This window comes from Streptosporangium sp. NPDC023825 (genome assembly GCF_040639575.1).
Lineage (GTDB): Bacteria > Actinomycetota > Actinomycetes > Streptosporangiales > Streptosporangiaceae > Streptosporangium.
The window spans coordinates 23,517-47,820 of sequence record NZ_JBFAAE010000065.1 but is presented as its reverse complement, the minus strand read 5'-3'; the positions used below and the strand labels follow the sequence as shown (position 1 = coordinate 47,820).

The following is a 24,304-nucleotide window of genomic DNA, read 5'->3' as shown; positions in this document are numbered from 1 at the left end:
CAGACCTTGGAGGAACTGGCCAGTCACCTGGCCTCCGAGAAGCGAATTGAAGATCAGTGGTGGGCCGTCAGTTTGCAGGACGAGAGTTTCAGTCCTGCCGCCGGCGTTCCACCGAAGCGGGCGCGACGACGAGGTTGATCCCTGCTGGTGTGTCGTCGACACGCAGGTGTGTCCCTCTCTGTTGCGCCTTGGCCCGGCAAGCCAGCCCTGAAGGGCTACCACACCCAAGCTTGCCGGGCCTTCCATGTCCACAGGGGGTGGAAGATCATTGGGCTGATGCTACGCTCAACCTGATAGGACATGTTAAAGCTGGTAAGGCGGTTGTAATGGCAGCTCCACGCGAGGACGGCCTCAAGTACGAACGCGTACTGAACGCCTTGAGATCGCGCATCGCAGACGGAACCTATCCGCCGGGGATGATGCTGCCTTCACAGAGCCGACTCGTCGCCGAGTTCGACGTGTCACGACCCACGGTGATCGAGGCGTTGCGACTACTTCGCCAAGAAGGCTTGATCGAGTCCCAGACCGGGCGCGGTTCGTTCGTGCGCGGGAAGGTGCCCACACTGAGCATGGAACGCGCGCACCCCGGTCAGCGACTTCTGGATCTCGCCGAGTCGGAATCCTCCGCTGAGTTGCTGCAAGCCGGGATCATCGTCGCTCCCACTCGGGTCACCAGCCTGCTTGACCTGCCCGCCGGGTCCAAGGCGTTCCTGCGACAGTACGTTCTCAGCGACGAGGACGGCCCCATAGAGCTGATCTCAGCGTGGTTCCCCATCGATCTGGTCTCCGGAACCAAGCTGACCTCGCCCGAACCCATGGACGAGGGAATCCGACGTCACCTGTACGGCCGCAAGAGGCTCCGGTTGGACTACGCCGTCGAACGCACGCTCTCACGAGCAGCGACGGCGGATGAGGCGCAAGCCCTGAAAATGTCCAGCGGCGCGCCGGTGCTGAATCTTGTGGTGACCGGGCACGACGCCGACGGTAGGGCGCTCCAGCTCGTCGACGCGGTCCTTCCAGGAGATCGCCACGAACTACGTGATGCCTACCCCCTGACCTGATCTAGCCTGGCCGATCATCTCTGAATTCGAACTTGACATGACAGGTTGATGGACCTACCTTTATGAAGCAACCTGATAGGTCAGGTTGAAGTTTATATTCCACCTGTCACGATAGGAGAACGCATCATGGCTATCCAAGGGCCCATCCCCGTCCACTTCGAGCAGGTCTTCCCGCACGGCTGCTTCATCGTCGGCGAGGTCGAGCAGGTCAAGGACTTCGACGCCTCGTCCAAGGGCCGCACCGTCTACGCCAAGGACAAGAACACCGGAGAACTGGTGTGGCAGGTCGCCGTCATGGACGCCGACCCGACCGTGAAAGCCGGCCAGAAGACGGTCTCGGTCAAGATCCTCTCTCCGATCCAGCCGACCGTTCCCGCTGCGCTGCCGGGCCTGCCGTTCGTGCCGGTGGAGTTCGACGGCATGACCGCCACCGCCTACGTCAACCAGAACACCGGACGCCTGGCCTGGTCCATCCGAGCCACCGCGATGCGCCCTCCCCGCACCACGGCGACTCCGGCCAAGGCTTCGGCTTCGACGGCCGGTAAGGACGTGGCCGCATGAGAGAGCACCTGCCCTACACCCGCGCCGTGGTGACCCTCGACGAAGACGGCACCCGGCTCGACACCTCGTTTCGCACCCCGCACCTGTCGGTCATGGCGCTGGTCGCCGACGGCGGGCGGCCGTTCCTGCACCTGTCCTCCCGTGAGGCACAGGTGATCGTCTCCACCACCGGCGGCGGACCGGTCACCGAACGGGATGTGATGCTCGCCCGGCAGATCGCCGACGTCGCCGCGCGCTACCTGGCCGACTGCGAGCGCCTGCACACCGAACAGTCCACCAACCCCCATCAGGTCGTCGACGAGTCCGAGCAGGGCAAGGCGGCCTGACACGAAGCGGGGCCGCTGGAAGGTGCAACTTCCGGCGGCCCCTCGGTTCTCCCCAGACGCAAATCAAGAGAGGGCTCAAGCCTAATGTTCAAAAAACTGCCTGGCGACGAGGCTCGTACCCTCGTCACCACGACCCCCGACACCGCCGTGGTGTTCCGCCCGGCCGTCCTCCGCACCCCGGCCATCCTCACCATCACGATCTTCCTGTGGCGTCTGCTGGCCGGAATCGTCCGACTCGTCTGGCGTCACCCGATCGCCGTAACTGTGCTCGCCGTTCCCGCGGTGCTCGGCGTCCTGTACGGCTGGCGCCTCGCCCTGGTCGTCGTCGCCGTTCCGCTCTCGCTGCTGGCGCCATGGCCGTTCTTCGATCGGGCCTCGTTCAACCGCTGGATGGGCTGGCGACTGCTGGCCTGGTGGCGGCTGGTGTGGGTCTACCGGCGCCACTGGCAACCGGTGATGATCATCTCTGGGCTCGGTCGTCACTTACGCGGCCGGGACTACCTGCCTCGCGTCGTCCGCGTCACCTGCACCTCGTGGGCCGACGTGGTCACGGTGCGGATGCTCACCGGTCAGGCGGTCAAGGACTGGGCCGACCGCACCGAGCACCTCGCCCACGGGTTCGGCGCTCGCTCCTGCCGGGTCTCCATCGCGCGCTCGGGCCGGCTGCTGCTCGTCTTCCCCCGCCGCGATCCCCTCGCCACACCGCTCCCGGCCGTACCGGTCCCGGCTGAGGCATCGGTGGGGCCGGTGGAGGTCGGCAAGTGTGAAGACGGCAAGCCCTGGCTCCTGAAGGTCCACGGCACTCATGTCCTGGTCGCCGGAGCCACCGGGGCTGGCAAGGGCTCGGTCATCTGGTCGGCGATCCGCGGCCTGCTGCCCGCCACCCGTGCGGGCCTGGCACAGGTGTGGGCGCTGGATCCCAAACGGATGGAACTGTCCTACGGGCGCGACCTGTTCGGCGACCGCTACGCCGCAAGCCCGGCCGACTGCGCCGATCTCCTGGAAGCTGCTGTGAAGATCATGCAAGAGCGGGCCGACCGCTACGCCGGACTCCAGCGCTCCCACACCCCCACGGTCGATGACCCGTTCGTCCTGGTGGTGGTCGACGAGGTGGCGTTCCTGACCGCCTACCAGTCCGACAAGGGTCTCAAGCTCCGTATCTCCGCTGCTCTGGCGACGCTCACCACGCAGGGCCGCGCGGTCGGCTTCGGTGTGATGGCCGCGCTCCAGGACCCGCGCAAGGAGGTTATGAACATCCGCAACCTGTTCCCCGACAAGATCGCGCTCCGCCTGGATGAGTCCGAACAGGTCGACATGGTCCTCGGCGACGGCGCACGGGACCGCGGGGCACTGGCCGATCACATCTCCCCGATCCCCGAGCAGGGCGCCGGTATCGGTTACGTCCGGCTGGAGACCTCACCCGACCCGATCCGGGTCCGTGCCGCCTACGTCTGCGACAGCGACATCCGCGCGATGGCCATGGAGGTGACCGCGTGAGGGTCAGCTTCTACGGCACCGACGAGGAGATCACCCGCCTCTGCGAGCGGCCCATCCTCGCCGCCCTGGGACCGCGCCACGCTCAGCCCGTCCTGGCCTTCGAGTTGTTCAACGTGCGCGTCACCGCCGACCCGTACCAGACCATGTTCCGGCTGGTGGCCGACCTGTCCGAAGTGCGGGAGAGGGGCGATCGTGACTGAGCTGGCCTACATCCTCGACGGCCTGCGCTGCGCGGCCTGCCACGCGGTCAACACGCTGTGGCTGGACCTGATCCGCGGCCTGGTCGAGTGCCACGAGTGCGGACAAGGCGCACTTCTCGACTACGAGCAGGAGGCGGACGCGTGAGCAACCCCAACGACCGCAACCTGTCGCGCGCCGAGCGTCAGAGGATGCCGCTCGCGCTGGATGTGGCGGTGGAAATCGCCAAGCACAACGGGGTATGCATCCGGCCGGTGGTCCTGCGTCGGCTGGACACGCGCACCGGGCTCACCGAGGACGTCAACGTCCCCTGCGGGGCCGCCATGGACGTCAAGTGCTCGTCGTGCGCCCGGCGCAACCGCTACCTGCGGATGGCCCAGTGCCGGGAAGGCTGGCACCTGGAGGCCGAACCCTCGATCACCCCGGATGAGCCCAACGAGGAACAGCTCTGGTTGGTGGAGTTCCGCGCGGACATGCAGGCTCAGCGCGACGCCGCGGAAAAGGCCGGCGACGACACCTCCGACCTGGACGCGATCCTCAGCGGACTGGATGCCGAGATCACCGCGGCCGGGATGCGCGGCACCCTGCTCGGCCGTACCACCGCCAAGCGCAACCGCTCGACTCGGCGACGCCAGGACGCTCCCGACCTGCCCAGGAAGGTGCGGCAGAACACCACCCTGGGACGGACGTTCACCAGCTCCGACGGGATGGTCTACCGGCCGTCGCTGTTCGTCACGCTCACCCTTCCCTCCTACGGCAAGGTGCGCAACGGCGTGCCCGTCGACCCGGACGGCTACGACTACCGGCGGGCGGTCCGGGACGCGCTGCACTTCTCCAAGCTCGTCGACCGCTTCGTGCAGAACCTGCGCCGCGTCGCGGGCTATGACCTGCAGTACTTCTCCTCGGTCGAACCACAGAAGCGACTCGCACCGCACTTGCACATGGCCATCCGCGGCACCATGCCGCGCGCCGAGGTTAAAGCGATCGCGGCGGCCACCTACCACCAGGTGTGGTGGCCCCCGGTCGACGAGGTGCGCTTTGAGGGCGATCACCTGCCGGTGTGGGTCGAGCGTCCCGCGCGGGAAGACGGCACCCCCTACCTGGACGGACAGGACGGTGACTACCTCGATCCGGTCACCGGGGAAGTGCTGCCCACCTGGCGCGAAGCGCTCGATCGGCTCGACGCCGACGAGGAGGCCGAACCGCTGCACGTGGTCCGCTTCGGTGACCAGGTCGACGTTCAGGGTGTCCTCGGTGGCACCCCGGATGCCGACCAGTGCATCCGCTACCTGAGCAAGTACCTGACCAAGAGTCTCGGCGACACCCTCGATGCCGACAACCCGGCACAACGTGACCACGCGGCCCGCATGGTCGAGGCGCTCCGTTACGAACCCTGCTCCCCGGCCTGCCCGAACTGGCTGCGCTACGGCGTCCAGCCCAAGAGTCCCAAAGCGGGCATGGCACCGGGCCGGTGCCGAAGCAAGGCACACAAGCCCGAACACCTCGGCTACGCGGGACGGCGCGTCCTGGTCTCACGTAAGTGGTCGAACAAGACCCTGTCCGAGCACAAACGCGACCGGCGCACCTGGGTCATGGAAGCCCTCGGCCTGGCCGACGAGCCCGTCGACCCGCACCGCTACGTCTGGAAACCCGTCCCGGCCGGCGACGGCAACATCCCCTCCCTGGCCCTGCGGCTGCTGCGCATGGTCGCCGAACGCCAGCGCTGGCGAGCAAGCCTGCTCGCTCTCCAGGTGAAAGCCACCGGCCAATTCGCACCCGACCGTTCGGCAACGAAGGAGGCGGCATGACGGATGACCTCAATCACATGCTTCTTCGCCCGGAGAGGGCGGCGGAGCTTCTCAGCATCGGCCGGACCACGGTCTACGCGCTGATGCGGTCGGGCGCTCTCCGCTCGGTCCGTGTCGGCACCCTTCGCAGGATTCCCCCGACCGCGCTCGCCGAGTTCGTCGCGCATCTGGAAGAGGAGCAAGCAGCATGAGCACCAAGAAGCGTGGCCACAACGAGGACTCGATCTACAAGGACGGCGACCGGTGGCGCGGGGCGATCTCCATCGGATACGGACCGAACGGGGAACGTCTCCGCAAGAAGGTCTCCGGCAAAACACGACCCGAGGTCGTCGAGAAGATTCGGAAGATCCGTGAGGGCATCGCCAAAGGTCTGCCCGTCCCCGACGACAAGATCACCGTCGGTGCTTTCCTCGACCGCTGGCTGTCGACGCTCCCCGGTCACATCGCCGATTCGACCTTGGACGACTACGAGGACACGGTGCGACTTCACCTCAAGCCGGGGCTCGGGCGGCACAAGCTCACCGCGCTGACCGTCGCTCACGTCGATGCCCTGTGGCAGGCCAAGCGGGCGAAGTACAAGCCCAACAGTGTCCGGATCATGCGGGCCGTCCTGCGCAAGGCACTCGGGCAGGCTGAGCGTGAGGGCCTGGTGGCGCGGAACGTCGCGGCGCTGTCGATGCCTCCCCGGCTCAACACCGACGAGGGCCGTACGCTCACGATCGACCAGTCACACAAGCTTCTCGACGAGGTCGCGGAGCATCGAATGGGGGCGCTCGTCCTCCTGGCGCTCGTCTTCGGCCTTCGCCGCGGTGAGGCTCTCGGGCTGATGTGGAGCGGCTTTGACCCGGAGGCCAGGACCCTGCGTGTGGCGCACGCGGTGAAACGGATCAAGAACCGCACCCCCGGCGCGGAACGCAAGACCAAGCTCGTGATCACCGAACTCAAGACCAGGAAGTCACGCCGTACGCTCTGCCTGACGCCCGAGTTGGTCGACGCGCTCAAGCGGCATCGGGCCGTGCACAACGCGGAACGTCTCCAGGCCGGGGAGGAATGGACCGAGCACGGGCTGATCTTCCCTTCGATGCTCGGCAATCCGTCCGACCCCGACACCTTCTCCCACCTGTTCTCGAAGCTGGCGCAGAAGGCCGGCCTCGGTCACTGGCACCCGCACGAGCTGCGGCACTCCGGGGCCTCGCTCATGCTCGCCCAGGGTACGCCCCTGCACGTCGTCTCCGACGTCCTCGGTCACGCCAGCATCGCGATCACCAAGGATGTCTACGGGCATCTGATGGAGGGGGACAAGCGGGCGGCGTCGGCGGCGATCTCGGGGGCTCTGCTGGGCAGGTCCGCGCCTTTGGCTCCCAGGTTGGCTCCCACCGACACCGAAGAGACCGGCTGAACAACACAACGAAAAAGGCCCCTGACGGCATAATGCCTGTTCAGGGGCCTTCTTGCATGTGTGCGGCCGGAGGTACTCGAAACCCCAACCTTCTGATCCGTAGTCAGATGCTCTATCCATTGAGCTACGGCCGCTCGCTGCGTAAGCAAGCATAGCGGGTTTTGGGCGATGCCTCGAACCGGTTAAACGATCGCCCTCTGATCCGCGCGTCGACGCCGGGTTCCTCGGTGGGGACGGGGATTCGGCAAGGGGCCGGAGGGGCCGTACCTCGGCGGGCGGGTCAGGCGGCCTGGAGGATCGAGGTGAGGACGCCGGGGAAACGGATCTCCATCTCGGCGAGTCGGAGCTCGTGGCGGTGGAAGCCGCCTTCCGGGATGACACGGAGCGCCTTGCGGGGTGACGCGGAGGAGGCCGGCCTCGCGGAGGACTTTCAAGGTGGCGGGAGAGGGTCGACATCGTTGAACTGGCCACAGACCACACCTCCGGCCTCGGCGAGCCGTCGGACGGCCGAGAGGCGCACCTCGCCGGCGAGGGCGTTGGGCATGTCGGGGGGGCTGGGCATGTCGGGGAGGTTGAGCATGTCGGGGAGTGTGACGGAGGACACGCACTGGGATCGCCGGTGACCCCGGTCCCGATTTCGGCGTCAACGGCTCTTCTCCGGAGGTTCCGCGGTACCCCTCGCGCCCGGGGCATCGTCGGCGCTGATGAGGTGCCGATGAGCCGGATACATCCTTGTGTGTACGGGGGACCCGCCCTGCGCCGGACCCACGGGCCGCGTCGGGGTGATGAGATGGGAGGCGTGAGACGAGACGACGCGCTGTGGGCCGTGGCGTGCTTCGTCAGCGGTCTCCTCCTGCTCGCCGCGGGCGCCTACCAGCACCGATGGGCCTCCGCCCCGCTGTTCGCCGGGCCGCTGGCGATCGCGTGCGCGGGGGTCGCGGTACGGCGGAGCAGGCCGCTGCTCTCGCTGGGACTGGGGGTCGTGGCCTTCCTCGGCGACTTCGCCATGGGCCCGTCCCTGGGCACGGTGCTGATCATCACGGACAACCTCTACGCGGGGGTCAGGTACGGTCCGCGGGCGCTGGGCCGGTGGATGCTCGGCATCACCTCGGTGATCGCCGTCGTGGCGGGCGTGATCGCGGGGGCCCTCTTCAAGCACTGGTCGGCCGCCGCCATCTTCCTCGTCCAGGGCGGCCTGGTCGGGGTGACCCCCGTCTTCACCGCCATGCTCACGAGGCAACTGCAGGATCAGGCGCTGTCCGAGCGCGCGAGGGCCGAGCAGGTGGCGCGGCTGGCGGAGCTGGACCGGGCGGCGGCGGTGCAGGCCGAGCGGACCCGGATGGCGCGGGAGCTGCACGACATGATCGCCAACCACTTCAGCGCGATCGCCATCCAGTCCACCGCCGTCCTCTCCCGCAGGGATCTGGACGCGCGAGCCGTACGGGAGGTGCTGGCGTCCATCAGGGAGAACAGCGTCGAGGGCATGGGGGAGATGCGCGCCATGATCGGGTTGCTCCGGCAGGACGGCGAGGAGCCGGAGGCGACCAGGCGGCGGTTGGCCGAGGCCGGAGAGCTGGCCGAGCGGGCGCGGGAGGCGGGTCTCGACGTCCGGATGCGCGTGGACGGTGAGGCCGGGGAACTGCCCGCCTCGGTCGACCTGGCCGGTTACCGGATCATCCAGGAGTCGCTGACCAACGCGCTCAAGCACGGCGGCAGGGCCGCCGACGTGGTGATCGGCTACCGGCCGGGACTGGTCACGTTGACCGTGGACAACCCGATCGACGGCGCGGGGCGGGGGCTTCCCGGCGCGGGTGCGGGGATCATCGGTATGCGGGAGCGTACGGCCCTCGTCGGCGGGGTCTTCGAGGCCGGACCGCACGGCGACGGCTGGCGCGTCCGCGCCGAACTGCCCACCCGGGAGATCACATGATGCCTCGACCGCCCAGCCGGGAGATCACATGACGACCCGACCGCCCAGCCGGAGGGTCGCGTTACCACCCGGCCGCCCAGCCGGGAGATCACATGACGACCCGACCACTCAGCCGGAGGGCCGCGTTACCACCCGGCCGCCCGCCCGGGAGTTCGCATGACCATCCGAGTTCTCGTCGCCGACGACCACGCGGCGGTCCGCGCCGGGATCGTCCTCATCCTCGACGGCCACGAGGACGTCGAGGTCGTCGGCCAGGCGGCCAACGGGGAGCAGGCGGTCGCGATGGCCCTCGACCTCCGGCCCGACGTGGTCCTGATGGACATCCGGATGCCGAAGCTCGACGGGATCTCCGCGACACGCGAGCTGAGCGGGATCACCGACGTGCTGATCCTGACCACGTTCGACCTCGACGAGTACGTCTTCGGGGCGCTGCGGGCCGGAGCCGCCGGGTTCCTGCTCAAGAACACCGACGCCGACGCCCTGGTGGACGCGGTGCGGGTGGTGGCCAGAGGCGAGGGGCTCATCGCGCCCGCGGTCACCCGGCGGCTGATCTCCGCCTTCGGCGCGTCGGTGCCCGAGCGCAGGTCGTACGAGGTCGGCGGTCTCACCCCGCGCGAGCGCGAGGTGCTGGCCTGCATCGGGCGGGGCCTGTCGAACGCGGAGATCTCCGCGGAGCTGGACATGGCGGAGGCGACAACGAAGACCCATGTCAGCCGGTTGCTGAACAAGCTGGGTCTTCGCAGTCGCGTTCAGGCCGCGATCCTGGCCCAGGAGCTCTCCGCCGAGAAGTGATCCGTCCTGATTCACAGGCGCTCCGTTGGGAGGGGACGCGGCCTGGCCGGGAGCCTTCCGCGAAAACCCGGTCAGGAGCCCTCCCTGGAAAGGTGATCCGGGAGAGCCCGGGTCAGGAGCCCTCCGCCGGGACGTACAGGGAGAGGGTCTCCGCGACGCAGGCCGGTTTCCTCCCGTCCTCGATCTCCACGGTCATGCGGACGTTCGCCAGGTAGCCCGAGGGGGTGCCCTTGAGGTCGACGAGCTCGGCTCCGGCGCGGATCCGCGCGCCGACCGGGACCGGCGCGGGGAATCGGACCTTGTTGAGCCCGTAGTTGATGCCCATGGCCAGGCCGCCCACCTGGAACAGTTCCGACATCAGGGAGGGCAGCAGCGACAGGCTCAGGTAGCCGTGGGCGATGGTGGCGCCGAACGGCCCCTGCTTCGCCCGTTCCACGTCCACGTGTATCCACTGGTGGTCGCCGGTCGCGTCGGCGAACAGGTTGACCTGCTCCTGGGTGATCTCGCGCCACTCGGTGTGACCGAGATGTTCTCCGACGGCGGCCTTGAGCTCGGTGATGTTGGCGAAAGTTCTCATGTCCCGAACTTTATTTCGTTGAGGGGACGGCGAGAAGGTTCACCACCGTGAACTCCTTGCCGCCGCCCACTTCTCTTGTCGTGCACACCGTGCCCTCCCCGGTGGGGGCGGGTGCGCCCGACGGGCGGGGACGGCCGCGGCCGTCGGCCGTCCCGCAGTCCTCGACGGTCCTCTTGTCAGCGTCCCAGTAGAGGATCGAGCTGGGCGAGGAGGAGATTCCCATCCCGTAGCCCCCGCCTCCCTCCCACATCTGCGATATCCCGGCGGCGAGACCGGTGACCGCGTCGTACACCGTCAGCAGGGGAACGTACGCGTCCCGCTTCTCGCTGAAGGGGGGTCCCATCACCCCGAACCTGTCGACGACCCCTCTTCCCGCGCTGAACCCCGGCAGGAGCCTGCGGTCCGAACCGTCCGGCCGCTGGACCACCATCGCGTCCCCCTGCTGCCCGAAACACCAGACGGGGCCGCATCGGAAACCGCGCCCCCCTTCGGGGACGCTCACCTCGGTGGTCCGGCCGGTCTCCAGGTCGACCGTCCTGGTCTGGTTCCCCGCCCCGCCTTCGCCCTCCCTCTCCCCGACGTCGGCGGCCAGCGGCCAGGCCAGCAGGTGGAGTCCGTCGGTGTTCCCGAGCCTTTCCGGGCTTCCGCCGCCCAACGGCATGCGGTAGATCCCCCCTCCGCTCACCGACCACAGGAAGAAGTCCGAGGTGACGGCGATCCGCGTCACCTTCGAGAGGTCACCGGTGACCTCGCCGACCCGCCGCGCGACGCCGCCGGAGCGGGGGACGACCCAGAAGTCGGCCCACTCGTCGGGGTCGTTGGGCGTTCCACCCCACCAGGCGATGTAGTCGGAGCCCACCTCGAACCTACCCGCGAAGTAACCCTTCACCCCCGTGTCGGGCATCGTCGTGAGCACGGTGCTGCTGCGGTCGGCCGTGTCGTACACCTCCAGGCGGCCCGATCTCTCGAAAGACGACTCGGCCGAGAGCAGCAGTTTCGTGGCGCTCAGCCCGGTGACCGGGCGGTACCTGTAGCCGTCCGCGGCCCGGACGGGGATCGTGGAGACCGCCATGGGCCAGACCTCCGCGACGGGCCGGACATCGATCGGCGCGGTCGCCCCCCGGTTCGCCGGTCCTCCCGCTCCGCTCTGGACCGGCTGCTCGGTGTTCTCGCTCGCGTCGACCGGCGGCGCCGCCTGGGTCATGCTCACACCCTCTCCGCCCCTGTTGGGGAGGGTGTCCCTGACCACCGCCATGCCACCGACCACCGCGATCATCCCGGCGACCGCGAGCACCGACTGCGCGCGCACGCGCCTGCGTCGCCTGCGCTGCCTTCCGATCGCCACCACCAGGTCCTCGACCGGCTCGGGCGCGGACCGCGCCGCGCCGGCCAACGTACGGATCAGCGCCTCCTCGTCCCTGTGGCTCATCACACTCGCTCCCCCTCAAGAGCGGCCGCCCTGATCCTGAGCTTGTCCAGCGCGCGGGCCGCCTGGCTGCGCACCGTGCCCCGTGAGACACCCAGGAGATCGGCGATCTCCTGGTCGGAGAGGTCCTCGTAGTAGCGCAGGACCAGTACCGCCCGCTGTTTGGGCGGCAGGCGCTTCAGCTCGTTCCACAGGCCGACGTCGTCTCCGAGACGCTCCTCGGTGTAGGCGGCCTCGGGCACCGTCGCGACCAGCCGTTCCCTGTGCAGCCGCCGCCAGACACTGATGTGCAGGCGGGCCATCGTCGTACGGACGTACCCTTCCGGATCCTCCCTTCTCCTCACTCTCGGCCATGCGTCCCCCAGACGCATGAGGGCCTCCTGTGTCAGGTCGGCCGCGTCCTCGGCGTTCCCGGTGAGTACGTAGCCGTACCGGTACAGCGCCCTGCCCCGTGCGGCAACGAAATCGGTGAACTCCACGCATCCAGGGACGCTTCAGGGGCACGTTCTGTTGCATCCCTTTTCACATGTCCCCGGCGTTCCCCTTTACGGCTGGCTTCTGCCAGCTTTTCGTACGGTCCGCATCTTGTTTTCGCTGTACGGCCCGCGACGCAACACCGGCCGTTCACGCGGGTTCCCTAGCGTGCCGCCATGAGACGACGCATGACGATCACCATCGGCGCGGCCGTGCTGGCACTGGCGGTGTCCGCACCGGCGGTGGCCGACCCCGGGCAGCCCGGCCCCGGCCTTCCCGCCTCCGACGGCACCGGTACCCTGCAGGCGGATTCACAGCAGTCGGGTTCCGATCACTCCGGTTCCGGTCACTCCGGATTCGGGCGTGCCACGCTCACCGGGTTCGCGTCCCTGCCCGCGCTGACCTTCGTCCCCGGCAGCGAGCCCTCGGGATCCCAACTCGGCACGGCCCCCGTCAACGGGGTGACCCCGCCGTTCGCCGGGCAGCCGGTGCAGGGTTTCAGCGGCATCGTGCGGCGGCACGACGGCACCTTCGACGTGCTGTCCGACAACGGCTTCGGCGCCAAGGACAACAGCGCCGACTTCCTGCTGCGGGTGCACCAGGTGAAGCCCGACTTCCGTCACGAGAAGGTGTCGGTGCTGGGCGGGTTCAACCTGAGCGACCCCGACAGGCGCGTCACCTGGCCGCTGACCCGGCCGGACCGGAAGCTGACCGGCGCCGACTTCGACGTGGAGTCGATCGTGCGGACCCTCGACGGCACCTACTGGATCGGGGACGAGTTCGGCCCGTTCCTGCTGCACTTCTCCTCCTCGGGCAGGCTGCTCGAGGCTCCGGTGCCGCTGCCCGGCGTGAAGGCCCCGGAGAACCCCTCCCTCAACGGCGAGCAGCCGAACCTGGGACGGAGCAAGGGCTTCGAGGGCATGGCGCGCTCGGTCGACGGCCGCAGGCTGTACCCGCTGCTCGAAGGCACCGTGACCGGCGACGCAGCCGGGACGCTGCGGATGAACGAGTTCGACCTGCGCAGGCGGGCCTACACCGGCAAGCGCTGGACCTACAGGCTGGAGAGCCCCGACAACGCGATCGGCGACATGATCGCGGTTGACCGGCACCGGTTCCTTGTCATCGAGCGTGACAACCTCCAGGGGGACGCGGCCAGGACCAAGCGCATCTACATGGTGGACACCCGCCACGCGGACCTGCGCAAGACCCTCGTCGCCGACCTGCTCGACCTGGCCAACCCGCGCGGCCTGGGCGGGTTCGGGGAGACCTTCCGCTTCCCGTTCCAGACCATCGAGGACGTCGTGATCCTCGACGACCGGACCCTGGGCGTGCTGGACGACAACAACTTCCCGTCCTCCGCCGGCCGTACCCCGGGCAAGCCCGACAACAACGAGTTCATCACCGTGCGCCTGTCGCGCCCGCTCCAGGCCGACATCCGCGTCTATCGGTAACGCCCGCGCACCCTTCCTCCCCGCTCCGCGAGCCCTTCCTCCCTCCCGGGAGGGAGGGCTCGTCCCTTCGAGGGGTCCGGCTCTTTCCGAAAGGGCCGACTCTTCCTGAGGGGTCCGGCTCTTCCCGAGGGGTCCGGCGCTGAGCCGTCACGCTCCTGGCGTGATCCGGCCCGGTGAACATTCCGGACGTTCTTTTTCCCCTCACCACATGAACAATTACGACAAAAGCATAAATAGCAATAGATAAGATCTCATTAGTCTTCACGGCGCCATTTATTTGCTCTGCCCCAACCGTTTCAATACGCTATCTCACGGTCCGGGGGGTATCTCCTAGCTGCTGCCACTTATGAGGCAGTGAGGGATATCAGATGTTTTCGGAACCAGAAATGAGATGGGGAAATAACGTGCTTCCTCGAAAGAGCGGACGGACACCGGGGGCGAACTCCCGCAGGCAGGTGGGCGTCCTCGCCATCGCGGCAGTCGCCGGCATCCTCATGACGTCGAACCAGGTACCGGCCGGCGCCACCATCGGGCAGGCCCGGGTGCTCGGCTCGATCTCACAGCTGAATGCCGACAGCACTCCCGGCGACCGGTTCTCCGGCCGCCCCGACCCCTCCCGCCGCCACCGCGGGCACGAGACGAGGCCCTCCGACAGGTGGCGGGGCAGGTCGCAGCGCCACCAGGATCGTCCCTACGACCGCTACCGCGGACGCAGAGGCGACAACGCGGCACCCGCCGGACGCGAGCGCCTTTCCCGTTCCGAGCGGATGATGCGGGAACTCCAGGAAGACCCGTCGTTCCCGGAGATCATCGTTCGCGAGAAGTGAGCCCGACGGGCGACCGCCCGTACCGGCCGTGACAAGGCGCGAGAGGACGAGGCGCGAGAGGACGAGGCGCGAGAGGACGAGGCGCGAGAGCGGGGTCGAGAGAGCGAGACCGGGAGAGCCAGGCGCCGGACCCCGCACGCCACCGAGACGAAAACGGGGCGCCGAGATCCGGCGGGTGACCGGCACGGCATGACGGAGACCGGCGGGTGACCGGTACGGCATGACGGAGACCGGCGGGTGCCCGGTACGGCACCGGATCGGGCGCCGCCGAGTCGCGAAAGGAACGCGTGTGCCGTACCGGTACGCACCGCTATACATCGGTACGGCACACATCGCCTCGCCCCCTCCCTGCGACCCGACTTCCGTCCCCTCGGCCCCCTCCCCGGCCAGCTGAAATCATCCATTGAACACCATGGACGAATAATCATTGCAAATACGACTAAATCGTAGATGAGGTGCAGGTTTTCCTTCACAACACTGTTTATTTGCTCTTCCTGAACTATGGCGCCGCGTTATCCGCATAAGCCTCGGGTATCTCCTGTCCGTCGTCACTTCCGTGACCGCATGACAGATCCGAACGTTTTCGGAATTAGCAACGATATGGGGAAATAACGTGCTTCCTCGTAGTAGCAGATGGGCGCCAGCCCTTTCCGGTAAGCGCGCCGGCGCTTTGGCCGTCGCAGCGATGGCCAGCATCCTCATGATGTCGTCGAATCAGGCGCCGGCGAACGCCACCGGGGGGACGAACCTTCTCGATCTCGCCCCCTACAGCGACACCGGGGGCGCCGACGGCAAAGCCCGTTCTCAACATTCCGCGCACCCTGGTGAGAAGCCCCTTCTTCGTCCGTGCCGGCCCTGCCGATGCCCCAAGGGCGCCCGTAACTGTGACTGCCCCGGCGGCCGCGGCGGGGACGGGTGTGGCAAGGACGACCGGGACCGAGACCGGGACAGGGAACGGGAGAGGGAGGACGATGACGATGACGCAGTGATCGCCATCCCTGTTCCCATCCGCACGCCTGCCAGGCCGTCCGCCATTCCCACCGGCAATCCCGTCAGGTCCGACCCCGGACCCGCAGGACCAGCAGGACCGGTGGGACCGGCAGGACCGGTGGGACCGGCAGGACCGGCAGGACCCGCGGGCCCGCCAGGACCGCCAGGACCAGCAGGACCAGCAGGACCGGCAGGGCCCGCGGGAGCGGACGGACTGGCCGGACCGGCAGGACCGGCAGGACCGGCAGGACCCGCAGGACCGGCAGGACCGGCAGGACCGGCAGGCCCTCCGGGACCGGCGATACTCGTTGATTCGCCCAGTCCCACAGGTTGTGCGACGGCCAGTCCCCTGGTCGTTTTCCAATCCACGTGCGCGGTCGCTCCTGTCAGCTTTCCCGTCTTTCCCGTCGCCCTTCCCGGGCCTCTGTGCGTCCCCGCTCCTGTCAGCACCATCCGCGTTCTCCACGCGTCAGGAGGCATCGGGTGCGTGTAGCTCGTGGCGAAGCGGCGCGCTTCCGTGACCCTCACGGGACAGGACGCGAGACGCTCCGATACGGGCACGACCTCGCGGAATCAGTACGGCACCGAACCGCACCGTCACCAAGCCCGATGAGGGCTCGGCCGTAACCGGCCGGCACGGCCACGATGTGATCCATCCGGGATGAAAACCGAAGATCACGCGGTGGCCGTGCCGGCGCGCGTCCACGGCCCGGCAGCCACGCGTCGCCCTTTCCAAGAGCACGTCGCCCCTTCCAAGAGCACGGCAAGTCGGTTCCAAGGTGGTTCTCGCAGACTTGGTCCGCTGCCCCTGGTACAGGACGAAAGATGCTTGCGATGAATGCCACAGATCGCCCGTACACCCACGAGATGGTGGTAGTCCACCGCGTCTTCCGGCGAGAGTCCGGTTTGATGCCGAGGTTCGTCCGGGCGGTGCCCGAAGGCGGCACGGCGCGCGCGGCCGAGATCGCCGAGCACTACCTCGACTACGCCGAGGGTCTGCACCACCACCACAGCGCCGAGGACGAGCTGGTGTGGCCGCTGCTGCTGTCGCGGGTCCGTCTGGAGACGGACATGGTGATACGGATGGAGGACCAGCACGACCGGATCGCCGAGACCCTGGCCCGGATCGCCGAGCTGCTGCCCGAGTGGCGGCTCACCGCCTCGAAGGGAGCCGGTGAGAAACTCGCGATCGCGATGGAGGAACACCGCGCCGCCCTGGTCGAGCATCTGAACGACGAGGAGCGGTACGTGCTGGCGCTCGTCGCCGAGCACATGTCGGTCGCGGAGTGGGAGGCCGTCGGCGCCCGTGCGGTGGAGCAGATCCCCAAGAAGAAGCTGCTGCTCTCGATGGGCGCGATCCTGGAGGAGGCCACCCGGGAAGAGCGCGGGTTCTTCCTCGGCAAGTTGCCGGCCGTCGCCCGGCTGCTGTGGAGAACCGTCGGCCGCCGCCAGTACGCCAAGCAGGTGTCGCGTCTCCGGGGGCCGCTGGCGGCGTGAGCCCGAGCGGCGGGACCACTCTCGATGAGCCCCCGGCCGGAGTGAGGAACGCGCCTCGCTCCGGAACCGGGTGCGCGTCAGGGCATCCGTCAGGCCCGCGTGGTTGCACGGCTGGTTTCAGGCCCGAGTCGTTTCAGGCCCGGGTCGTTTCAGGCCCGCAGGGCCGCGCGGGCCGACCTGAGACGTTCCGTCTCGTCGCGGTCCGAATTGTCGCCCGAGACCTCGCCCAAGACCTCATCGGCCCATTCGAGCAGGCGGTGCAGGTGGGAGTCGGTCATGGCCGTGACGACGCGGTGGCTGCCGACGAGGACCTCTCCTCCGGTCCCGTCGATGGTGATGAGCGTGCCTTCCGGGACGGTGCGCCCCCCGGCTCGCACGCAGGCGGCGGCGACGTCGACCGTGAGGTCCGCGGCTCCCACGACGGCGGGTTTGCCCATCGCTCTCGCGACGACGGCGGCGTGGCTGGCCGGCCCGCCGCGGGCGGTGACGACCCCCACGGCGGCGGCCAGGCCGTGCATGTCGAGCGGGGAGGTGTGCGGGCGCACCAGGATGACCGGGCCGTCGGCGGTCATCCGCGCCGCCTTGTCGGCGGTGGTCGCCACCCTGCCGACCGCGACCCCGGGGCAGGCGCCCAGTCCCCGGGTGAGGATGTCACTCGCGTCGGTCGCCTCGATCCGGGGCGTGCGAGCGTGGCGAAGATGGTGCGGAGAGACCCGGAGCAGTGCTTCGCTGCGGCTGATGACGCCCTCCTCGGCCAGCTCCACCGCGACGCGGACGGCGGCGCGTCCGACGAGGTTTCCTGGTCGCACCTGCAGGACCCACAGCTCACCCGCCTCGAAGGTGAACTCCAGGTAGCAGGTGTCGCGGTAGTGCTCCTCGATCCGGCTCATGGCTTCCAGGAGACCGGCCCACACCGCCGGCTCCCGTTCGGCCAGCTCGGTCAGTGGCCGGGTCGCCGACCTCCCGGAGACGACGTCCTCGCCCTGGCGACCGAACAGGACCTCACCGAACGGAACGCTCTCGCCGGTGTTGGGGTCGCGGCTGAACGCGACACCGGTGCCACTGTGGTCGTCGCGGTTCCCGAACACCATGGCCTGCACGACGACGGCCGTGCCGAGCTCGTGCGGGATGTCGTGCAGTTCGCGGTAGGTCTTGGCACGCGGCGTGTCCCAGGACGAGAACACGGCCCTGACGGCCGGCTCCAGCTGCCTCGCCGCGTCGTCCGGCACCGGCCCGCCGGCTCGTTCGCGGATGAGGGCCTCGACTCCCCGGATCGCGTCGGCGAGGCGTGTCTCCTCGTTCCCGGCCTCGTTCCCGGCCTCGTTCCCGGCCTCGTTCCCGGCCTCGTTCCCGGCCTCGTTCCCGGCCTCGTTCCCGGCCTCGTTCCCGGCGCCGCGCTCGGCCGCCTCACGCGCGGCGGCTTCCAGACGTTCCGGTTCCGTACCGAAGACCGCCGCGGCGTAACTGGACAGGAAGCGCAGGCGCGAGTCGAGCGCGAACCGCGGATCACCGGTCTCGGCCGCCAGCCCTGCCGTGGCCTCGGCGGTGAGACCAAGGTTGAGGATCGTGTTCATCATGCCGGGCATCGACACGCTGCCGCCCGAACGGACCGACACCGCCAGTGGCCGGTCGGGCCCGCCGAGGCGCCGTCGCGTGGCGGCTTCGAGACCGGAGACGGCGGCCGCCAGCTCGGCGCCGAGGTCGCCGGGAAGCTCCCCGTCACGCAGAAAGGCGCGACACGCCGCGGTGCCGATGACGAATCCGGGGGGCACGGGCACGCCGAGACGTCGCAACACGACAAGGCCGTACCCTTTGCCGCCGAGGACGCTCGCGGTCTCCTTGACCTCGGCAGAAAGCGGGTGAATCCACACCATCGATGTAGCATATCGACGTGCCGAACCCACCCCATGTGACCAGTGTCGACCTGTTGACGCTGCATACTCTCCGCTGCATCGGGTTCGCAGGTTTGGCCCGCGTAGCCGGGGCGGCGGGGCTCCCGGAGCCCGACGTCGAATCCGAGCTGATCGATCTCGCGGTGGCCGGCCTCGTCACGCATGCTTCGGGTGACTTCGGCGGGTGGGGGCTCACCGAGGCCGGTCTCGCCGCGGACGCCGAACGGATCTCCGCCGAGCTGGACGCGGCGGGCACCCGGGCGACGGTGGCCAAGGCGTACGACGGCTTTCTCGTGCTCAACCCGGAGCTGCTCGATCTCTGCACGGCGTGGCAGATGCGATCCGTCGACGGTGTCGCGGTACCGAACGACCACGCCGACCCCGCCTACGACTCACGGCTCCTGGACCGGTTCGCGGACCTCGACCAGCGTGTCGACGACGCCTGCGCGGACCTGTTCGCGGCGATGCTCCGGTTCCAGCGGTATCGGACCCGTCTCACCACCGCGCTCACGCGCGCCAGGTCCGGCGCGCTGGACCACGTGTCGGACGACCTCGAGTCCTACCACAGCGTGTGGTTCCAGCTTCACGAGGACCTGCTCGTCACCCTGGGCATCCCGCGACACTGAACCGTCCCGGCCCGTCCAGTGGTCTCCTTCCGGGTCAGGTCCCGGCGGTCCTGTTCAGGCCCTGACGGTCTCGGCCACAGGTCCCGGCGGTCCTGTTCAGGCCCTGACGATCTCGGCCGGGTCCCGATGGTCCTGTTCAGGTCCCGGCGATCGTCCTCCAGCCGTCCGGCGATGAGAACCCGACCTGTCCGACAGCGGGAACCCCGCCGCGTCCGGAAGGCGCGGCGGGGTTCCCGGGGCTTACTCGATTCCGGGACTTACCTGATTCCGGGGCTTACTTGATTCCGTAGGCCCTGACGACGGTCTCGGTGAAGGCGTTGCCGCCGACGTCGGCGGCCTTGACGCGCAGCGAGGCGAACTTGCCGCGCGCGCTGACCGGATGCCAGGTCTCGGCGGACCAGGTGCCCTTGCCGGTCGGATGCACCAGCGTGGGCCACCAGGTGCGGCCGTCATCGTAGGAGATCTCCGCGGAGAGCGTGCTCACCCTCAGGTCGGGCGAGCCCGCCTGGCGCTGGACCCGCAGCGGGATGCGCATGTGGCCCGTGTCGGCGCGGTTGCGGTCGTCCAGCTCCGGGCTCATCCTGACGACCATCAGCGGAAGCGTCGGCCGCTGTCCCGGCTCGGGGGTCTTGGACCTGAACCGCCACTCGGCGCTGACCCGCGTGGAGAACTTGGTCATGGCGGGATCGCGGTCGGCTGTCTTGGTGAGCCGGTACTCGCTCTCCTTCCCGTCGGCGGGCACCTCGATGCTGCCGGGCAGGTAGGTGTCGGTGAAGATCTCCTTGCCGTCGCGATAGAGCTTGGCCTGCGGGGCGGTGTACTCGCCGTAGGAGAGGCGCCCGGGCACGCTGTCCTCGAACAGCCCGCCGGCGAACTGCAGCGTGTTCTCCTCGCGCCAGGAGTAGTCCCCGCCGGGCATGAGCCCGGCCGCGAAGACGCCGGCGTTCCAGCGGTCGGAGGTCTTCTGGCCGGCGCGGTAGACGGTGGTCTCGCCGAAGAAGAACTGGTCGATGTTCTCCACGATGTCCAGTGCCTTGTACTGGATGAAGGAGGGGTACCAGCCGGTGTCGCCGGGCGTGTAGTACTCGGTCCGCTGGAACGGGAGCGGGAAGTGGGACAGGCTGCCGTACGGCATCCAGGCCAGCTCCGTCCCGTACAGCACGGGCAGGGCGAAGTGCTCGCCGAACTTGGCGTCCTGCTGGGTGGCGTACGTGGAGGTGACCTTGGCGAGGTCGCGTCCGCGCGGGCGGTAACCGGGGTCGGCGGGGATGCGCGGCTCGGCCTTCATCAGGTGGTAGAAGTAGGGGCTGTCGTTGTAGGTGCCGTCGCCCTTCGGCTTGGCCCACTGCGTCCAGCGGTAGTAGGCGAACTTCTTGCTCGCCGTACGGGTCGTGGGGATGGCCTTGATGCCCTCGATCCGGTCCGCGCCCCACATGTCCGCCAGCTCGACGTCCACGCCCATCGGCTGGACGCCGTCGGCGAGCTGGATCATGCCGAGCATGCCGATGGCCAGGCGCGCGGTCGGTTCCTCGGTGCGCACGTCCACCGGCTTGGCCTTGCGCGCGTCGGCGGTGACGGTGCGGTCGGCGTCGAGGGTGAACTCCGGCTCCGCGGACATCACCAGGGTGCCGTCGTGGTCGAGCATGAGGGAGACGATCGTGTAGCGGTGTCCCTTCAGCAGCCTGAGGTCCAGCGTGCCGCCGGAGATGTCGTAGTTGACCTGCTCCTTGGTGTCGAGGTCGATCACCCCGGCGAAGGAGTTCTGCACGGGCTGCCCGTCCGAGCCGGTGAAGGCCAGCTTGAGGCCGCGCTTCTCCGGCTCGACCCGCATGCCGATGCCGGTACGCACGGAGACCTCGCCGCCGGTGGCGATGACCGTGCCACTGTACATGCCGATCGCGCCCGGCTCGGCGGTCACCTCGACCTGCGCGGTGCCGTGCGCGGGCACCTCCACCGTGGTGGCGCCGAGCTTGAACGGCGTCATCGTCTCACCGCGGCCGTCCTTGGCCTTCACGCTCAGGTCCAGCCGTACGGCGGCGTCGCCGTCGTTGCGGTAGGTGAGCGTGCTCTTCTTGGGCCCGGAGACGGGCAGCTCGACTTCTCCCAGGCTCAGCGAGGCGGGCTCGGCCGTGACCCGCTGGGCGACGGCGCGGGCGACGTCCACGCGGCCGGAGCCCTGGACGTAGGCGCCGAGCTCCTCGCCGGGCGCGGTGGAGGCCATCAGCGCCGCCTTGATCTGGCCGGCCTTCCAGTCGGGGTGCAGTCCGGCGACGATCGCCGCCGCTCCCGCCACGTGCGGGGTGGCCATGGACGTGCCGCTCATCTCCGTGTGGAGGTCGTCCACCGGGAAGCCGTTCGAGGTGCCCGCGGCCCTGGCCGCGACGATGCCCACGCCGGGCGCGATCAGGTCGGGCTTGACCGCGGCGTCGCCGGGGCGCGGGCCGGTGCTGCTGAACTGGGCGACCGTGTCGGCGTCGCGGTAGGAGGCGCCGACCGACAGCGCGTGGTCGGCGCTGCTCGGCGAGCCGAGCGCCTGGGGGCCGTCGTTGCCCGACGCGATGACGAACAGCGTGCCGTACCGCTCCGACAGGGTGTTGACGGCCTGCTCCAGCGGGTCGATGCCGGGGATGTCGGGGCCGCCGAGGCTGAGGTTGGCGACGCGGGCGCCGTTCTCCGCAGCCCAGGTCATGGCCTCGATGATGCCCGAGTCCGGGCAGTTTCCGCTCTGCTCGCAGACCTTGCCGATCAGCAGCTTCGCGCCGGGGGCGACGCCCTTGCGTTTGCCGCCGGAGGCGGCGCCGGATCCGGCGATCGTGGCGGCGACGTGCGTGCCGTGGCCGTTGAGGTCGCGGACGTCGGGCTCGACGGTGAAGTTCTGCGTCTTGGTGACCAGCCCCTTCAGGTCGGGGTGATCGGGGTCGTAGCCGCTGTCGAGCACCGCGACGGTGACGTCCTTGCCGGTGTGTCCGGCCTCCCATGCCTTGGGGGCGCCGATGTGCGGGACGCTGACGTCGAGGGACAGCTTGGCCTTGCCGTCCAGCCAGATCTTCTCGGGCGCGGCCGCCGTTCTGGCCTGCCCGGACAGGGACTTCCAGAGCGTGCCGGCGGCGGCGCGGGACTCGCTCCTGGCGATGCCGTTGATCGCGGGCAGCGGGCGCCCGCCCGCGGCGCGCAGCGTGGCGGCGTCGGCCTGGCCGGAGTAGGTCACGATCAGCGGGAGCGCCGGGCTGGCGGCGTCGTCGTAGCCGAGTTCGGCGAGCCGGGTGACGTTGAACAGCCGGGGGTCCAGCCTGCCTTCGGCCAGCAGGGGCATCGCGTCCACGGGGACGATGCTGAGCCCTTCCTTGGCCCGGCGATGGACGAATTTGATCTTCTCTCTGCCGGTGCCCGGCTCGACGTCGAGCTGGGTCTGCTTGCCCGGGAGCACGCGGAGCGTGACCTTGTCCCCGGTGATGAGAGTGATCGTCTTGGGCGGTCCGGCCTTCGCGGCGGCCTGTCCGGCCTGGGGAGAAGAGGTCGAGGCCTGGGGGGTGGGGGCGGGGGTGGGGGTCGCCTGGACCGGCGTGGCGACCGCTACCAGGGCCGTTACCACACTGCCGATAAGGACGGTTCTCTGAAGCACATCCCGATTTCTAACGGTATGCGAATTTTGGTGACAAGGTGGTTCGTGTGGCCTATTGCGGCAACTGCCGAAAGTGGCCAAGCTCGTAGGCATGCTTGATGACGGTCCGGCACTGGCGATCGTGGGTATCAGCGCATTCGACGAGCGGATCTACCGTGAGGTGCTGGCCTGCCCCGGCATCACGGTGCAGGAACTCGTCATGAGAAGCGGGGAGAGTTCGGGGCGCATCCAGACGTCACTGACCAGGCTCCGCGCCAAGGGCCTGGTCAGCCGCCTGTGGGGACGGTCGCCCCGCTGGACGGCGACGAACCCGGGGACCGCCATCCGCTCGCTGGTACGCGGCATGCAGAGCAACCTGGACCGGCTCACCGACACGGCCGACCAGCTGGAGGAGACCTTCCGCACCGCCGGCCAGGACCTGGAGGAGGGCGGCCAGTTCGAGGTCCTGGCGGGGCCCGAGGACCAGGCCAGGTCGTACGTCCGGCTGCAGCAGGAGGCCAAGGAGGAGGTGCTGACCTTCGACCGGCCTCCGTACGTGCTGGACTATCACAACCCGGTGCAGACCGGCCTGCTCCGCAAGGGCGTCCGCTACCGGACCATCTACGTGCCCGAGGCGTTCGACCACGCGGGGGCGCTCGACGAGGTGGGCAGCCTGGTCAAGGCGGGCGAGGAGGCGCGGGTCCTGCCCGAGCTGCCGTTCAAGATGGCGCTCGTCGACCGGCGGCAGGCGGTCGTGCCGCTGCACATGGACCTGCCGCTGACGCGCGGCGTGCTGATCAGGGGGACCACCATGGTGGTGGCCCTGGTCGAGCTGTTCGAGCGCCTGTGGCAGGAGGCGCTTCCGATCTACCCGCAGCCCGCGTCCCGCGACGGCGCTCCGGAGCCGGCCGGCGAACCCGTCCGGGGCGACGAACAGGGGTGGGCGGAGCTCGACCCGGACGATCGTCGGCTCCTGGCGCTGCTCTCGGCCGGTCTCAAGGACGACGCCATCGCCCGCCAGCTCGGCACCAGCCCGCGCAGCCTCCGCCGCCGCCTGCGCCACCTCCTGGACGAGCTGAACGCCGAGACCCGCTTCCAGGCGGGCGCCCAGGCCAGCCGCCGTGGCCTCGTGTGACCTCTGGAACGAAGCTCGTGTGACCTCTGGAACGAAGGCTTCCGGGTTCCCCCTGGTTCCCCGGTTCCGGGGTTCCCCGGTTCCTTGGGTTTCCGGGAGAGGGTCTTCGAATCGCGGAGACCCGAAGGCCCGGAGCCCGGCCGGCCATCGTCCGTCCTTCGGAGCTGCAGGGGTTCTTCACGTAAGCCGCACTATCCGGCATGGCACTCATAAGCCATATACACGAATCGTGGCGA

22 protein-coding genes and 1 tRNA gene are annotated in these 24,304 nt (G+C 68.9%); 16 read left to right on the top strand and 7 right to left on the bottom strand.

Annotated elements, in window-relative coordinates; genetic code table 11:
* The first annotated feature begins 326 nt into the window (after positions 1-326).
* From AB0G15_RS36335 to AB0G15_RS36295, 9 genes are all read left to right on the top strand, one after another.
* On the top strand, positions 327-1,061 hold the full coding sequence (locus AB0G15_RS36335) for a GntR family transcriptional regulator (RefSeq protein WP_362849023.1): 735 nt from the start codon (positions 327-329) through the stop codon (positions 1,059-1,061).
* 126 nt (positions 1,062-1,187) lie between these two features.
* Positions 1,188-1,622, top strand: coding sequence for a plasmid replication, integration and excision activator (locus AB0G15_RS36330; protein WP_362849020.1), 435 nt, complete (start codon positions 1,188-1,190; stop codon positions 1,620-1,622).
* The gene (locus AB0G15_RS36325; protein WP_362849017.1) at positions 1,619-1,948 is read left to right on the top strand and encodes a hypothetical protein; all 330 of its coding nucleotides are present in this window, start codon (positions 1,619-1,621) and stop codon (positions 1,946-1,948) included. Before AB0G15_RS36330 ends, AB0G15_RS36325 begins: the two co-directional genes overlap by 4 nt.
* A gap of 84 nt (positions 1,949-2,032) precedes the next feature.
* A complete protein-coding gene (locus tag AB0G15_RS36320; RefSeq protein ID WP_362849015.1) occupies positions 2,033-3,445 on the top strand; it encodes an FtsK/SpoIIIE domain-containing protein in 1,413 nt (470 codons plus the stop codon).
* On the top strand, positions 3,442-3,645 hold the full coding sequence (locus AB0G15_RS36315; RefSeq protein WP_362849012.1) for a hypothetical protein: 204 nt from the start codon (positions 3,442-3,444) through the stop codon (positions 3,643-3,645). Before AB0G15_RS36320 ends, AB0G15_RS36315 begins: the two co-directional genes overlap by 4 nt.
* Positions 3,638-3,790, top strand: coding sequence for a hypothetical protein (locus tag AB0G15_RS36310; protein WP_362849009.1), 153 nt, complete (start codon positions 3,638-3,640; stop codon positions 3,788-3,790). The genes AB0G15_RS36315 and AB0G15_RS36310 overlap by 8 nt, the downstream gene beginning before the upstream one ends.
* Positions 3,787-5,451, top strand: coding sequence for a replication initiator (locus AB0G15_RS36305; protein WP_362849006.1), 1,665 nt, complete (start codon positions 3,787-3,789; stop codon positions 5,449-5,451). The genes AB0G15_RS36310 and AB0G15_RS36305 overlap by 4 nt, the downstream gene beginning before the upstream one ends.
* Positions 5,448-5,642: a helix-turn-helix domain-containing protein gene (locus AB0G15_RS36300; protein ID WP_362849003.1), complete on the top strand. Its 195-nt coding sequence runs from the start codon at positions 5,448-5,450 to the stop codon at positions 5,640-5,642. The genes AB0G15_RS36305 and AB0G15_RS36300 overlap by 4 nt, the downstream gene beginning before the upstream one ends.
* On the top strand, positions 5,639-6,850 hold the full coding sequence (locus tag AB0G15_RS36295; protein ID WP_362849000.1) for a tyrosine-type recombinase/integrase: 1,212 nt from the start codon (positions 5,639-5,641) through the stop codon (positions 6,848-6,850). The genes AB0G15_RS36300 and AB0G15_RS36295 overlap by 4 nt, the downstream gene beginning before the upstream one ends.
* Before the next feature lie 61 nt (positions 6,851-6,911).
* Here the strand turns inward: AB0G15_RS36295 and AB0G15_RS36290 are convergent.
* Both AB0G15_RS36290 and AB0G15_RS36285 read right to left on the bottom strand, forming a co-directional pair.
* A tRNA-Arg gene (locus AB0G15_RS36290) sits at positions 6,912-6,984 on the bottom strand.
* A gap of 296 nt (positions 6,985-7,280) precedes the next feature.
* Complete coding sequence (locus AB0G15_RS36285) at positions 7,281-7,430, bottom strand: hypothetical protein (protein ID WP_362848997.1); 150 nt, start codon at positions 7,428-7,430, stop codon at positions 7,281-7,283.
* Between the two features lie 210 nt (positions 7,431-7,640).
* Here AB0G15_RS36285 and AB0G15_RS36280 point away from each other — a divergent pair, with 210 nt between their 5' ends.
* Together AB0G15_RS36280 and AB0G15_RS36275 are read left to right on the top strand one after the other, a co-directional pair.
* Positions 7,641-8,780, top strand: coding sequence for a histidine kinase (locus tag AB0G15_RS36280; protein WP_362848994.1), 1,140 nt, complete (start codon positions 7,641-7,643; stop codon positions 8,778-8,780).
* 156 nt (positions 8,781-8,936) lie between these two features.
* Positions 8,937-9,572, top strand: a complete 636-nt coding sequence (locus tag AB0G15_RS36275) for a response regulator transcription factor (RefSeq protein ID WP_362848991.1) — start codon at positions 8,937-8,939, stop codon at positions 9,570-9,572.
* Positions 9,573-9,684: 112 nt separating this feature from the next.
* On the opposite strand, the gene AB0G15_RS36270 is transcribed toward AB0G15_RS36275, so the two are convergent.
* From AB0G15_RS36270 to AB0G15_RS36260, 3 genes are read right to left on the bottom strand one after another with little or no spacing between them, the layout of a single operon-like run.
* A complete protein-coding gene (locus AB0G15_RS36270; protein ID WP_362848989.1) occupies positions 9,685-10,149 on the bottom strand; it encodes a MaoC family dehydratase in 465 nt (154 codons plus the stop codon).
* A 10-nt stretch (positions 10,150-10,159) separates the two neighbouring features.
* Positions 10,160-11,578, bottom strand: coding sequence for a hypothetical protein (locus AB0G15_RS36265; RefSeq protein ID WP_362848986.1), 1,419 nt, complete (start codon positions 11,576-11,578; stop codon positions 10,160-10,162).
* Positions 11,578-12,054, bottom strand: a complete 477-nt coding sequence (locus AB0G15_RS36260) for a SigE family RNA polymerase sigma factor (RefSeq protein WP_362848984.1) — start codon at positions 12,052-12,054, stop codon at positions 11,578-11,580. The genes AB0G15_RS36265 and AB0G15_RS36260 overlap by 1 nt, the downstream gene beginning before the upstream one ends.
* A 171-nt stretch (positions 12,055-12,225) precedes the next feature.
* Between AB0G15_RS36260 and AB0G15_RS36255 the strand changes: the two genes are divergently transcribed.
* The 3 genes from AB0G15_RS36255 to AB0G15_RS36245 all read left to right on the top strand — a co-directional run bounded on the left by AB0G15_RS36255 (position 12,226) and on the right by AB0G15_RS36245 (position 16,814).
* The gene (locus tag AB0G15_RS36255) at positions 12,226-13,500 is read left to right on the top strand and encodes an esterase-like activity of phytase family protein (protein WP_362848981.1); all 1,275 of its coding nucleotides are present in this window, start codon (positions 12,226-12,228) and stop codon (positions 13,498-13,500) included.
* 404 nt (positions 13,501-13,904) lie between these two features.
* Positions 13,905-14,327 carry a hypothetical protein gene (locus tag AB0G15_RS36250; protein WP_362848978.1) on the top strand — a complete coding sequence of 141 codons (423 nt, stop codon included), beginning with the start codon at positions 13,905-13,907 and terminating at the stop codon, positions 14,325-14,327.
* A 1,815-nt stretch (positions 14,328-16,142) separates the two neighbouring features.
* Entirely contained in the window at positions 16,143-16,814 is a 672-nt protein-coding gene (locus tag AB0G15_RS36245; RefSeq protein WP_362848975.1) for a hemerythrin domain-containing protein, read from the top strand.
* Positions 16,815-16,963: 149 nt separating this feature from the next.
* Here AB0G15_RS36245 and AB0G15_RS36240 read toward each other — a convergent pair whose 3' ends face one another.
* Entirely contained in the window at positions 16,964-18,688 is a 1,725-nt protein-coding gene (locus AB0G15_RS36240) for a pyruvate, phosphate dikinase (protein WP_362848973.1), read from the bottom strand.
* 92 nt (positions 18,689-18,780) lie between these two features.
* Between AB0G15_RS36240 and AB0G15_RS36235 the strand changes: the two genes are divergently transcribed.
* Positions 18,781-19,332 carry a transcriptional regulator gene (locus tag AB0G15_RS36235; RefSeq protein WP_362848970.1) on the top strand — a complete coding sequence of 184 codons (552 nt, stop codon included), beginning with the start codon at positions 18,781-18,783 and terminating at the stop codon, positions 19,330-19,332.
* Positions 19,333-19,606: 274 nt separating this feature from the next.
* Here the strand turns inward: AB0G15_RS36235 and AB0G15_RS36230 are convergent, their stop codons facing one another.
* Positions 19,607-22,924: a S8 family serine peptidase gene (locus tag AB0G15_RS36230; protein WP_362848968.1), complete on the bottom strand. Its 3,318-nt coding sequence runs from the start codon at positions 22,922-22,924 to the stop codon at positions 19,607-19,609.
* A 121-nt stretch (positions 22,925-23,045) separates the two neighbouring features.
* On the opposite strand from AB0G15_RS36230, the gene AB0G15_RS36225 reads away from it, so the two are divergent.
* On the top strand, positions 23,046-24,068 hold the full coding sequence (locus tag AB0G15_RS36225; RefSeq protein ID WP_362848965.1) for a hypothetical protein: 1,023 nt from the start codon (positions 23,046-23,048) through the stop codon (positions 24,066-24,068).
* Positions 24,069-24,304 lie beyond the last annotated feature (236 nt).

Bases quoted from the DNA above. Each gene is read 5' to 3' on its own strand.
- AB0G15_RS36295 (WP_362849000.1), top strand. From the start codon at position 5,639: ATGAGCACCAAGAAGCGTGGCCACAACGAGGACTCGATCTACAAGGAC.
- AB0G15_RS36325 (WP_362849017.1), top strand. From the start codon at position 1,619: ATGAGAGAGCACCTGCCCTACACCCGCGCCGTGGTGACCCTCGACGAA.
- AB0G15_RS36330 (WP_362849020.1), top strand. From the start codon at position 1,188: ATGGCTATCCAAGGGCCCATCCCCGTCCACTTCGAGCAGGTCTTCCCG.
- AB0G15_RS36265 (WP_362848986.1), bottom strand. From the start codon at position 11,578: ATGAGCCACAGGGACGAGGAGGCGCTGATCCGTACGTTGGCCGGCGCG.
- AB0G15_RS36320 (WP_362849015.1), top strand. From the start codon at position 2,033: ATGTTCAAAAAACTGCCTGGCGACGAGGCTCGTACCCTCGTCACCACG.
- AB0G15_RS36300 (WP_362849003.1), top strand. From the start codon at position 5,448: ATGACGGATGACCTCAATCACATGCTTCTTCGCCCGGAGAGGGCGGCG.
- AB0G15_RS36225 (WP_362848965.1), top strand. From the start codon at position 23,046: ATGCTTGATGACGGTCCGGCACTGGCGATCGTGGGTATCAGCGCATTC.
- AB0G15_RS36255 (WP_362848981.1), top strand. From the start codon at position 12,226: ATGAGACGACGCATGACGATCACCATCGGCGCGGCCGTGCTGGCACTG.
- AB0G15_RS36285 (WP_362848997.1), bottom strand. From the start codon at position 7,430: ATGCTCAACCTCCCCGACATGCCCAGCCCCCCCGACATGCCCAACGCC.
- AB0G15_RS36275 (WP_362848991.1), top strand. From the start codon at position 8,937: ATGACCATCCGAGTTCTCGTCGCCGACGACCACGCGGCGGTCCGCGCC.
- AB0G15_RS36245 (WP_362848975.1), top strand. From the start codon at position 16,143: ATGCTTGCGATGAATGCCACAGATCGCCCGTACACCCACGAGATGGTG.
- AB0G15_RS36240 (WP_362848973.1), bottom strand. From the start codon at position 18,688: ATGGTGTGGATTCACCCGCTTTCTGCCGAGGTCAAGGAGACCGCGAGC.
- AB0G15_RS36270 (WP_362848989.1), bottom strand. From the start codon at position 10,149: ATGAGAACTTTCGCCAACATCACCGAGCTCAAGGCCGCCGTCGGAGAA.
- AB0G15_RS36280 (WP_362848994.1), top strand. From the start codon at position 7,641: ATGGGAGGCGTGAGACGAGACGACGCGCTGTGGGCCGTGGCGTGCTTC.
- AB0G15_RS36335 (WP_362849023.1), top strand. From the start codon at position 327: ATGGCAGCTCCACGCGAGGACGGCCTCAAGTACGAACGCGTACTGAAC.